Raw genomic sequence first — 11,041 nt, 5'->3', positions numbered from 1 at the left:
CCGACTCGCAGGGCTAGACCGACCTTCACGAGTCGCCGGCCGGCCACGAGGCCGTGATGCGGCCGGGCACGGTGGCCGACCGACGAAGGGCGTCCGCAGCGGCGGGTGAGCTGTTCGCGCGCCAGTCGGTCTCCTTGTCGTACTGGAACCAGATGACGACGGAGACGCCCTCGGCGACCGCGAGATCGAACAGCGCCTCCGTCCAGGCGGCCTTGTCCCCGCCTTCCTCCGCCGATGCCGTCTCGGTGATGGCGAGAGGGCGGTCCGACAGCCGCCGGAGGTCTGCCAGCGACTCCCCGAAGACCTCCTCCGGGCTGCGCCAGCCGCCCCAGGGCAGAGCCGTCCCGCCGTTGTAGCCGTCGACGGCCACCCAGTCGACCGCGTGGTCACCCGGGTAGAGGGGTTCGTAGGACGTCGTGCCGGGCGCGTGGACGTTGACCGTCCACACCCAGACGACGTTGTCCGCCTCCTGCTCGTCGAAGAGCTGCCGCACGTGGTGCCAGGCCGCCGCGGCATCGCGCGGGACGTTGCCGTTGACACCGACCGACCACGGGTAGTGCGGCGCGTTCACCTCGTGCAGGAAGCGGAGCCCGAGCTGCCCGCCGTAGGCGCGCACCTGCCGGGCGAAGGCCCGGACGTAGTCGTCATGGGCGCCGTCGACGATGCTCGACAGCGAGAAGTCGGGCTGTCCGACCCCCGCTCCCGGGATCCAGGGTTCCCAGGTCAGCAGCGGCAGGGCACCCCGCGTCGCGACGGCGGCGGCACGTGCGGTGTCGAGCGGTGGTCGCCCCGCCCACGCCTGGTACCACTGGTACACCCCCACGGGCGTGCCGGCGATGTCCGAGAACGAGTCCAGCGCCGTCACGTCGTCGGCCGCGACACCGAGCGTCATCGGTTCGGCCCGCCCACAGCCGGCCAGTACGAGGACCGGCAGGAGTGTCAGCACGCCGACGGTCGTCCACAGCCGGGTCGGGTGCACCGCACGTTGGTACCACCCCTGCCGTGAACGGGCGAACGAGCCGAGCGGCCGCCCAGACCGCATCATCGGTGGGCGTGTCGCCAGAACTCGGCGTGCCGGGGTCCACGGGGAGGCAGGAGTGGGATCGATCGGCGTGGGTGCGGTACCGGTTGCTCCCGGACCGGCCGTGGAGGACGCCCGGGTCCGGGCGCTGGAGGACCTCGGGGTCCTCCACACCGGGCCGGAGGAACGGTTCGACCGGATCACCCGGCTGGCCCGGCGGGTCTTCGGGGTCACGTCTGCCGCGGTGACCCTCGTCGACCGGGACGTGCAGCACGTGAAGTCCCAGGAGGGCCGGCACCTCGACGCGATACCCCGTTCCGACTCGTTCTGCCACCACACGCTGGGCACGGAGAGGACGCTGGTGGTGGAGGACGCCGCCGGGGACGAACGCTTCGCCGCCAACCCCCTGGTGCTCGGTGGGCCGACCATCCGCTTCTACGCCGGCCACCCTCTCGAGGCGCCGGGAGGTCACCGGGTGGGCGCCCTGTGTCTCGTCGATGACCGTCCACGCCGGTTCACCGAGGAGGAACGTCTCCTGCTCGAGGAGCTGGCCGGCTGGGTCCAGGAGGAGATGACCCGGTCCAGGGAGTTGCAGCAGGCCGCTGACGTCCAGCGGTCCCTCCTGCCGTCCCGCTGGCCGGACCTCCAGGGCTACGACGTGGCCGGGGCGTGCATGCCCGCACGAAGCGTCGGCGGCGACTTCATCGACTGGTACCGCACGCCGGACGGGGACCTCGCCTTCACGTTGGGGGACGTGATGGGGAAGGGCCTCGCGGCGGCGATGGTCATGGCCACCGTCCGCGGCGCGATGCGGCTGGCCGGCCGGGGAGCGGAGCCGGGCGACGCCGTCCGGGAGGCGGCGGCGACCCTGTACGAGGACCTCGACGGGACGACCAGCATGGTCACCCTCTGTCATGCGCGGCTGTCTCCCGGGGCGGGGGTCCTCCGCTACACCGACGCGGGCCACGGCCTGATGCTCCTGGTGCGCGCGGACGGTTCGGTCCTGCGTCCGCAGCGCGGAGGTCTCCCACTGGGCGTCCTGCCCGACCAGGACTGGCGGGAGGAGCGGGTCGTCCTGGGTGAGGGGGACACGGTCGTGGCGTTCAGCGACGGGCTGCTCGATCTGTGCGGCGGGTCGCCCCAGGGGGCACTGGAGGACGTGGCCCGCGCCGTCGGGGAGTCCTCGTCGTCCGCGGACGTCGTCCGGCGGTTCATGGCCCTGGCGCGCACCCGGCCGGTGCTCGACGACGACGTGACGGTCCTCGTCGTCCGGAGGGACCGATGAGCCGGCACCGGCCTCCGGACAGCGTGCGCGCCCGCACTCGGCGGGGCCTGATCCGGGTCCTCGTCGTCCTGGCGCTCGTGTCCGGGGTCAACTACGTGGCCTGGCGCTGGCTGTACTCGGTCAACTGGGACAACTGGTGGATCGCGGTCCCGCTCGTGCTCGCCGAGACCTACAGCCTCGTCGACGCCTTCCTGTTCGGCGCCACCATGTGGCGGGTCCGCGAGCGCGGCGAGCCGCTGTCCCCGCCGGACGTGACCGTGGACGTGTTCATCACCACCTACAACGAACCCGTCGACATGGTCATGGCCACCGCTCGCGCGGCCGTCGCCATCCGGTACCCGCACCGGACCTGGGTGCTCGACGACGGGGACCGAGCCGAGATGCGCGCTGCCGCCGCCGCAGCCGGCATCGGGTACATCACCCGCAGCGCCGACTGGGTGGACCGGCCGCGCCACGCCAAGGCCGGCAACCTCAACAACGCTCTCTTCGCCACCGAGGGGGAGTTCCTGCTCATCCTCGACGCCGACCAGGTCCCCGACCCGGCGATCCTGGACCGCACGCTCGGCTACTTCCGGGACCCTCGGGTGGCGCTCGTGCAGACCCCGCAGTGGTTCGTCAACGTGGACGACTCGGACCCCCTGGGGAGCCAGGCCCCGCTCTTCTACGGACCCATCCAGCAGGGCAAGGACGGCTGGAACGCGGCGTTCTTCTGCGGGTCCAACGCGGTGCTGCGGCGGGAGGCCCTCATGCAGCTCGGGGTCGTGGGCTACGTGCGGGGCGTGGAGGTCGCCGTGCGGGAGGCCCTCGGCGCCGCGGGCGCGATGATCGCGCGGGCGCGCCGGGAGGCGCGGCACCACCCCGCGGCCGTCGCGGCCCTGGAACAGGTGGCCGCGGCCGTCCGGGACGCACGGTCGGAGCTCAAGGCCGGGCAGCCCGTCTCCGAGGTCACCTACCGGTTCCAGCAGCGCGTCGACGCCGCCGGCCGGGACGTCGTGGCCGCCGACCTCGAGGCGCTCAGGGCGGATCTCCGGGCGATCGAGACGTTGCCGATCGAGACCGACGGGCAGCTCAACGCCGTGGTCGTCGACGTGGCGGCGCTCGAGCAGCTCGCCGTCCGGGAGTGGTCGCCGCTCGGGGCCCTGGAGTCGGTCCGGGCGCTGGTGCGCGCGGTCGACGTGGACCTCGTCGACGAGGCCCAGCCGGTGATGCCGATGGCGACCATCTCGGTGACCGAGGACATGGCCACCGCCATGCGGTTGCACGCGCTGGGCTGGCGGACCGTGTACCACCACGAGGTGCTCGCCCGGGGTCTGGCGCCGGAGGACCTCGGCACCATGCTGCACCAGAGACTGCGCTGGTCGCAGGGGACGCTCCAGGTGATGCTCAAGGAGAACCCGCTGGTGCAGCGGGGGCTCAGCCTCGGGCAGCGGCTCATGTACTTCGCCACCATGTGGAGCTACCTCTCCGGCTTCGCTGCCGTCGTGTACATCGCGGCCCCGGTGCTCTACCTCTTCTTCGGCATCCGGCCGGTGCAGAGTTTCGGTGGCGACTTCGCCGTCCGGCTCGTCCCCTACCTGCTCGCGACCCAGCTGCTGTTCCTGGTCGTGGGCTACGGCATCCGGACCTGGCGCGGGCAGCAGTACAGCCTCGCGCTCTTCCCACTGTGGATCCGGGCGTGCACGACGGCCGTCGGCAACGTGCTCTTCGGACGCAGCCTCGGCTTCGTGGTCACACCGAAGACCCGTCAGGGCAGTGGGGGGTTCCCATGGCGGCTGATCCGGGCGCAGCTCGTGGCGATCGTGCTCCTGGTGGCCGCGCTGGTCGTCGGGCTGGTCCGACTGTGGCTGGGGCTGGCGCCGACGGCGCAGGGCACCTGGATCAACGTGGTGTGGGTGCTCTACGACCTCGTCGTGCTCAGCGTGATCATCCAGGCGGGCCGCTATCGAGGGCCGGTGCGACAGGAGGAGGCAGTGTGATCGAGGTGGACGTGCAGGGAGCCGGGAACTCGGCCGTGCTCAGGCCCCGGGGCCGGCTGACGATGGTGACGGCGCCCCAGCTGCGCGCCGCGGTCGCCGAGGCGGTCGAGGCTCGGCGGGTGCGGGTCGTCATCGACCTCAGCGCCTGCGAGTTCATCGACTCCTCCGGCCTGGGGGCGATCATCGGCGGCCTGAAACAGGCACGTCAGGCCGGTGGTGACCTCCGGATCGCGTGTGTGGGCCCCCAGGTGGCCACCGTCCTCCAGCTCACCAACCTCGACCGGGTCCTCCGCCCGCACGACAGCGTCGAGGGAGCCCTGCGTGACGGTTGAGGGGGGCATCCGCCTCACCGCGTCGACTGAGCCGGCGTCCCTCGAGAGCGTGCACGCGCTGCTCGAGCGCCTGTGGCTCGAGCACGGCGACGTCCTGCCGGAGGACCGCACGCGGTTCGAGATCGCCGTCACCGAGATCGCCGGCAACATCATCCGACACGCCACGGATGGCGAGCCCATCAGCTTCGAGCTGGAGGTGTTCGCGCAGCCCGGCCGTCTCCAAGCCGAGTTCCGCGACGGCGGGAAGCAGGTCGACGTGGACCTGGACAGTGCGGAGCTGCCTGTTGGCCTCGCAGAGTCGGGGCGCGGGCTGGCTCTGGCACTGGCCGCGGTGCACGAGCTCAACTACCGGCGTGAGGGCTCGATGAACCACTGGCGGATCGTGCGGTGGCGCACTGGCTCCTGAGCGGTGGCGTGCAGCGTCGGAAGTCTCGGCGCGACACTCCTCCACGTGGGCCCGCGCTGCACCGTGCTGTCGGAGGAACGTCTCACGTGGTGATGGGGGATGCTCGTGGGCGGAGCGACCCACGGGTTCCCTTCAGCTGGTGTCCGAGGGGCGACTCGCTACACACGCACACGGCTGCGGCCGGGATGTGTGTCCGGTCAAGGGCTTCAGGCAACGCCGACCGACCGATGAGGTGTCGCAGGTCGAGGAGGCCGAGGCGAACGTCGCCTCGTAGCCAGCGACGTCACCCAGGACCGGGGAGCGACCGGTCCCGCGTGTGACCGTGGTATCGCGGTCGTCGAGGCTCCGCTCGAGACGGGCGAACGGTCTTCCCGGCGTCACGCTCTCGTCGGTCGGGATCCAGTCGGGTGACTTCCTGTTCGAGCGTCGTTGTCCGCCGGCGCCGGTCAGCGCGGGAGTCGTGCGGACTTCCCGGACCAGGGACAGCCGTTCTACCGTGGACCACCCACCGTTCGCGCTGTCCCGTAGGCGGGGCTCGGCGACCCGGGTTCGCAGGGTGGTGGCTGATGGGAGCAGAGGCGGCCCCCGGGGACCTGCTGCGAGCGGCTCGTCGCGATGCGGAGTCGACTCAGGTGAATGGCGCCGAGCGCCCCATTTCGAGCGCCCGACCGGTCAGGGACCTCGAACCGAGAACCGATGTCGCGCTCGTCCACGACCGGGCGGCCTCCGGTGCGTACGCCGTCCTCGAGGCGGTGGGACGAGCCTCGTGCCGCCAGGACGCCGACAGCGCGGACGAGACGCGCGTTCGAGGTGAGCGTCTCCTGCGAAGGCGACCGTCGAGGCACGGGAGGAAGTTGACGGTCGGCTGCCCCAGGTTGGTGTTCGGTGAGGTGTACCCGGTCGCAGGCACGAAGATCGAGGAGGCGAGTTACTCGTTCCCCGAGAGGTGTCGACCAGATCCGGGACCCTCGGGATGACGAGCGCCTCGGTCCCGCCCGGAACCGAGGTGGGGCCCTACGTGGTGGACGCGCTCATCGGCCGAGGCGGGATGGGAGAGGTCTACCGCGCGACCCATCACCGCCTCGGTCGCCCGGTGGCCCTGAAGCTGCTCCGACCGGCCCTGGCGCTGCAGGACGCGTTCGTGGCTCGGTTCGTCCGGGAGGCACGGGTGCTGCGGAGTCTCGAGCACCCCGGTATCGCCACGGTCTACGACGCGGGGGAGTGCGACGGACACCTGTACCTCGCCATGCGTCTGGTCACGGGCGCGACCTTGAAGGAGCACCTGGCCCAGGGGCCGTACCCGCCCCAGCGAGCGCTCGCGCTGCTGGCACCCCTGGCGGAGGCGTTGGATTACGCCCACAGTCGCGGTGTCATCCACCGGGATCTCAAGCCGTCCAACATCCTCGTCGACGAGCAGGATCGTCCGGTCCTCGCCGACTTCGGGCTCGCCAAGGCGCTGGACGACACGTCCGTCACCGCCAGCAGCCAGTACCTGGGCACCCCGAGGTACATGGCCCCGGAGCAGGCCACCGGGCAGCCGGTCGGTCACCGCGCCGACCTCTACGCCTTCGCCTGCCTGGCCTTCGAGGTGCTCACCGGCACACCGCCGTACACCCAGGACACCCCCATGGCGCTGTTCCTGGCGCACGGGCACGGCGAGATCCCGCGCGCCAGGGACCGGAACCCCTCGTTGCCACTGTCCGTGGAGGCCGTCTTCGAGCGGGGACTCGCCAAGGCCCCGACACAGCGCCATCCTTCCGCCGGCGCGTTCGTGGAGGCACTCACCGATGCACTGGAGAAGGGGGACGGTCGAGGTCGTGCCACTCGCCGGCGCATCCAGGTCCTCGTTGCCGCGGCGGTGGCCGTGGTCGCCATCGCGGGTGGCGTCGCGGCCGCGTGGGGGTCAGACCCTCCGGAGGGGACCCCAGAGCCCGAACGAACCTCCGCGCCTGCGGACGTGGCCCGGGGGCAACTGGTCTACCGGGCAGATCTCGACGAGGACGGGGCGAGCTTCGTCGACCTGGTGGGACGCGGCACTGATCCCGCGGCCGGAGTGGTACGGCACCTGCCGGGTCGGCTCGAGCTGGCCGCGCTGGCACCTCGGACCACCGTCGGTACGGACCTGAAACTGGCGGAGGGCGTCACCACGTTCGTCGGGGACATCGACCTGTCGGTCACCCCCGGGTCCGACGCGTTGTTCTGCTGGGGTCTGCGGTGGGCGGTGCAGGGCCGCCTGGCGTACGAGATGTGCATGGACACCGCTGCCGAGTTCGCGCAGCTGAACGTGTGGAACGGCGAGCACCACGTGCCCCTCGCTCCGCGGGTCGACCTGCCGGGGCTCGACACCGGCCGGACGGTGAGCCTCACGGTCGTCGTCCTCGAGGATCGGCTGGGGCTGTGGGTCGATGGAGAGGCCGCCGTGGACGTCGAGGACCACCAGGTGCCGCCGGCGCCGACATACCCCGGGCTCGACGTCTACAGCCGCCAGGCGGGTGGGACCGTGGTGATCCACGAGCTGAGTCTCTATGAGGTCGCCTAGCCTCATCGCACGACACGGCCGTGGAGCCGGTGCAGCGCCGCCGTGCGTCTTCCGTCAGTCACGAGCCCGAGCGCGTGAACGGCTGGGCGGTCAGGACGTCGACGAGGCATCGTGGTCGGGAGGCTGTGGTGGGGTCAGGCGGCCTGCAGGTGCCGCGGTCGCGTGTCGGGCGCGGTCTCCACGACGCGGGTGCCGGCACGGCGGGCCATCTGCCGGGACAGGTGCCAGTCGGTGCAGATCTCACAATTCGCGATCCAGGCTCGCCGGGAGTGGCGGTAGCAAGGCTCGGCCATGGCACTGCTCCTGCAATTGGTGATGAAGAGGATCTCGATGGGTCGGATGACTTCTTGCCTTCCGCCCGAGTTCCTCAGGGACGTCCACCAAACTCCTCCTCCCGTCCATTCATTCGCATACATGTCGAAGGGGCAGTTGCTTCTCCCCGAGGTGAGAGTTTGCTTTCCCTTCCGTAAGGCGCCGCGTCGCCGTTGAAGGGGCATCGCGGAGACCCGGCTCAGGGAGAGCGAACGCCGCGCGTGGCCGCCCTCCGACGGCGGTTGTGTGCGCTGCCGGCCGCCAAGGACCGTGACGGTCACTCAGGCCGTCCGCCGGACTCCTGAGATGCAGTGTGGGAACCCAGCCGGCTCATCGACCCTTGACCGGCAGGTCCGACGGCACCACCGTGGACGCGGGCAGGGCGCCCCCATCCGTCGGCCAGGTCACCCGAGGGGGATGCAGCGTGTGATGCCGGCCTATCTGGAGATCTGGAGACCTTCCGGCCCCGAACTGGTTGCGTTGACCGGTCCGCGGATCACCATCGGCAAGGCCGATTCGAACACGGTCGTCTTGACCCACGACCGGACGGTGTCCCGGCTGCACGCGATCCTCGAGGACTACGGGGCAGGCTGGTCGGTACGGGATCTGGGCAGCCGGAACGGCACGTTCGTCAACGGCGAGCAGATCCACACCGAGCGCGCCCTGCACTCGGCGGACGAGGTGCGAGTCGGGCACTCACGCATGGTCTTCCGAGGCGAGCAGCTCACCGGGGATGCGCTGAGCGTGACCGCGGCCCCCGAACCCGCCCCGGAACTCACTCGGCGCGAGCGTGATGTGCTCGACGCACTGTGCCGACCGCTGTTCTGCGGCGAGGCGTTCCCCCAGCCGGCGTCCACTCGGCGGATCGCCTCAGAGCTGGTGATCACGGACGCTGCGGTCAAGCAGCACCTGCTGAACCTCTATGACAAGTTCGGGATCCTCGCGCCGGAGGAGCGGCGGGTCGCCCTGGCGAAGGAGGCCATCCAGCGGGGCGCCGTCAATCCGGCCAACCTCAGGCGGCAGTCGGCCGCACGTTGACAGGGCGTGCACGCGGAGCGTCGCGGTGGGGATGGTGTCGGTGCAGCGGGCAGGCGACCGCCTTTCGGCAACAAGGCGTCGGCCAGGGCTATCCGGCGTCCGCCAGGAGGGTCCTGGTGCGAGGCCCGGCCGGTGTCCCCGGGGAGGCTGCGGCGCGTCCGGCCGGCGGATGCCCGCGATGCCACGCCGGCAGGCCCGGGATCTCTCCCCGGCGGGCCGCCCGGTGCCAGCGGTGCACCGTGGTGGTGCCGGCGTGCAGGCGCCGCAGTACCGGCGACTGCAGGAGCCGGGGATGGTCCCGCGGAGGCCGGGACGAGCAGCGGCCGACCATGGCGGAGGCCGCCTCGATCGGATGCGAGCCGTTGAGGTGTTCGTCGGCGTGCTCGTACCAGTCCATGCTCCTGCGCGCCATGGCCTGGATCCGCTGCAGGTTCGGCCGGGCCCGGTCGTCGAAGTCCTGCAGTGCCGCGGTGAGGTCTCCCGAGAAGTCGTCGAGGCTGCGGACCAGCTCCGCGGCGTCGATGACCGCCAGCCTGGTGCCCGATCCCAGGGTGTAGTGCGTGGTGTGGGCGGCATCGCCGATGAGCACCACGTTCTGGTGCCACCACGTCCGGTTGCTGATCTCCTTGAACCGCAGCCAGCGGGCCAAGTCCCCGCGAGCGCGGCTGATCAGCGAGTGGCCCTCGAGCGGCCCGGCGAAGATCTTCTCCAGCAGCCGGAGGCCGTCGCCCTCGTCGCACCGGTCCAGGCCGAGGCCATGCCAAGTCACCTCTGAGCACTCGACGACGCAGGTGCTCACGATGTCGCTCGATGGATAGGCGTAGAGCCAGATCCAGCCGGCGGGGGTCTTCTCGAAAGCGAAGACGAAGCTGTCGAAGACCTTGTCCGTCCCCAGCCAGATGTAGGGATTCGCGCCGGTGCGCACGTGCGTGCCGAAGCGGTCCTCGAACAGCTGCCGGACGCTGCTGCCCGCGCCGTCGGCCGCGACGACCAGATCGGCGTCGGCGATCTCGGCCAGGTCCTCGATCGGATGGTCGTACGACACCTGCACGCCCAGGTCCGCCGCCCGTTCGGCGAGCACCTCAAGGAACGCCGCGCGCTGGACGGCGAAGCCATAGCGGCTGAGGTAGACCGCGGTGCTGCCGATCCGGATCTGCTGGTCCCTCCACAGTGTCGAGGCCTGACGCACCGCCCGCGCGCTCACCGGGTCGGTGAGGTGGAGAAGGTCCAGCATGTCGTCCCAGTAGCCGACGCCCCAGCCGTACGTAGCACCCTGCGGAGCCCGCTCGACGACGGTGATCTCGCGGCCGGGGTCGCGCAGCTTGGCCGCGATGGCGAAGTACAAGCCGGCGGGACCACCACCGACGCAGGTGATCTTCATCGACGTCCTCCGGGGACGAACGTGCGCGTTTCGGTCGCGGATGCCCTGCGGGGCATCGACAGAACAAGGTCCGGGCGCAGCCGCGCTGCGACCTTGACCTGCGGCGGACACCTGCCCGGCAGGGCGCCCGAGGCCTCGTGGCAGGGACACAGCCGCGCCAGGTGGGTCACCGGATGTCTGCGGGCGGTCCCGGGCCACGGGTCAACGGCCGGTCCAGTCGCCGCTCGCAGCGACTGCGGGTCGTGGGACAGGTCGGGAGGGGGCACTGCGGCGCCCCCTCCCGACCGCCTGCTCGATGCAGGTGTCCTGCGGACAGGTAGGTCAATGCCTTCGGCTGGGCGGCGTGGGAACTGGACCGCACTCCCGTCCGCCCAGCGCTGCGCCGCTGTCCCGTTCCTGTCCTAGAGGGTCAGTCACCAGCAGTTGTAGGTGTACCCGTAGTCCCACCACCCGCAGCTGTCGGACGGCTGCAGGGAGGACGCCGACCCGGTGGTACCGGGAGACGCCAGCGCCGACGCGGTGGTGCCGTGGCTTGCTGCGGTGACGCTGTCCGCGGGCGCGGTGGCCGCCATCGCGCCCCCGCCCGGCAGCAACACGCCACCGAGACCCAGGGCGCTGGCGACGGTGGCCAGAGCGATACGTCGCTTGGAAAGGCCCATGACATTCTCCTGATCGTCCGTGGCATGGCCGGAATGGTCTGCCGATGGTGGTGGATGAGCTGTGCCGGCCAAGACCCGTGGTGCATTTACTG

10 protein-coding genes are annotated in these 11,041 nt (G+C 71.1%); 6 read left to right on the top strand and 4 right to left on the bottom strand.

The window, feature by feature from the left end; genetic code table 11:
* Positions 1-25: 25 nt before the first annotated feature.
* Positions 26-979: a glycoside hydrolase family 26 protein gene (locus ACI789_RS17295; protein WP_457010602.1), complete on the bottom strand. Its 954-nt coding sequence runs from the start codon at positions 977-979 to the stop codon at positions 26-28.
* Positions 980-1,145: 166 nt separating this feature from the next.
* Here ACI789_RS17295 and ACI789_RS17290 point away from each other — a divergent pair, with 166 nt between their 5' ends.
* From ACI789_RS17290 to ACI789_RS17270, 5 genes are all read left to right on the top strand, one after another.
* A complete protein-coding gene (locus ACI789_RS17290) occupies positions 1,146-2,306 on the top strand; it encodes a PP2C family protein-serine/threonine phosphatase (protein WP_457010601.1) in 1,161 nt (386 codons plus the stop codon).
* Positions 2,303-4,282 (top strand): glycosyltransferase, encoded by a 1,980-nt coding sequence (locus ACI789_RS17285; RefSeq protein WP_457010600.1) that lies wholly within the window; start codon positions 2,303-2,305, stop codon positions 4,280-4,282. Before ACI789_RS17290 ends, ACI789_RS17285 begins: the two co-directional genes overlap by 4 nt.
* Positions 4,279-4,614 (top strand): STAS domain-containing protein, encoded by a 336-nt coding sequence (locus ACI789_RS17280; protein ID WP_457010599.1) that lies wholly within the window; start codon positions 4,279-4,281, stop codon positions 4,612-4,614. The genes ACI789_RS17285 and ACI789_RS17280 overlap by 4 nt, the downstream gene beginning before the upstream one ends.
* A complete protein-coding gene (locus ACI789_RS17275) occupies positions 4,604-5,020 on the top strand; it encodes an ATP-binding protein (protein ID WP_457010598.1) in 417 nt (138 codons plus the stop codon). Before ACI789_RS17280 ends, ACI789_RS17275 begins: the two co-directional genes overlap by 11 nt.
* Positions 5,021-6,038: 1,018 nt before the next feature.
* Positions 6,039-7,559, top strand: a complete 1,521-nt coding sequence (locus ACI789_RS17270; protein WP_457010597.1) for a serine/threonine-protein kinase — start codon at positions 6,039-6,041, stop codon at positions 7,557-7,559.
* Positions 7,560-7,693: 134 nt separating this feature from the next.
* Here ACI789_RS17270 and ACI789_RS17265 read toward each other — a convergent pair whose 3' ends face one another.
* Positions 7,694-7,852 (bottom strand): hypothetical protein, encoded by a 159-nt coding sequence (locus tag ACI789_RS17265; protein ID WP_457010596.1) that lies wholly within the window; start codon positions 7,850-7,852, stop codon positions 7,694-7,696.
* 448 nt (positions 7,853-8,300) lie between these two features.
* On the opposite strand from ACI789_RS17265, the gene ACI789_RS17260 reads away from it, so the two are divergent.
* The gene (locus ACI789_RS17260) at positions 8,301-8,909 is read left to right on the top strand and encodes an FHA domain-containing protein (RefSeq protein ID WP_457010595.1); all 609 of its coding nucleotides are present in this window, start codon (positions 8,301-8,303) and stop codon (positions 8,907-8,909) included.
* A gap of 88 nt (positions 8,910-8,997) precedes the next feature.
* On the opposite strand, the gene ACI789_RS17255 is transcribed toward ACI789_RS17260, so the two are convergent.
* Positions 8,998-10,290: an FAD-dependent monooxygenase gene (locus tag ACI789_RS17255; RefSeq protein WP_457010594.1), complete on the bottom strand. Its 1,293-nt coding sequence runs from the start codon at positions 10,288-10,290 to the stop codon at positions 8,998-9,000.
* 413 nt (positions 10,291-10,703) lie between these two features.
* Complete coding sequence (locus ACI789_RS17250) at positions 10,704-10,949, bottom strand: hypothetical protein (protein WP_457010593.1); 246 nt, start codon at positions 10,947-10,949, stop codon at positions 10,704-10,706.
* Between the last annotated feature and the right edge of the window lie 92 nt (positions 10,950-11,041).

The sequence above is a fragment of the Geodermatophilus sp. SYSU D00965 genome, assembly GCF_054050075.1.
The sequence above is the reverse complement of the archived record's forward strand: the minus strand, read 5'-3'. Positions and strand labels throughout refer to the sequence as shown.

What these genes read in the sequence shown, in the direction of transcription:
- ACI789_RS17285 (WP_457010600.1), top strand. Translation starts at nt 2,303, where the DNA reads ATGAGCCGGCACCGGCCTCCGGACAGCGTGCGCGCCCGCACTCGGCGG.
- ACI789_RS17265 (WP_457010596.1), bottom strand. Translation starts at nt 7,852, where the DNA reads ATGGCCGAGCCTTGCTACCGCCACTCCCGGCGAGCCTGGATCGCGAAT.
- ACI789_RS17260 (WP_457010595.1), top strand. Translation starts at nt 8,301, where the DNA reads ATGCCGGCCTATCTGGAGATCTGGAGACCTTCCGGCCCCGAACTGGTT.
- ACI789_RS17255 (WP_457010594.1), bottom strand. Translation starts at nt 10,290, where the DNA reads ATGAAGATCACCTGCGTCGGTGGTGGTCCCGCCGGCTTGTACTTCGCC.
- ACI789_RS17250 (WP_457010593.1), bottom strand. Translation starts at nt 10,949, where the DNA reads ATGGGCCTTTCCAAGCGACGTATCGCTCTGGCCACCGTCGCCAGCGCC.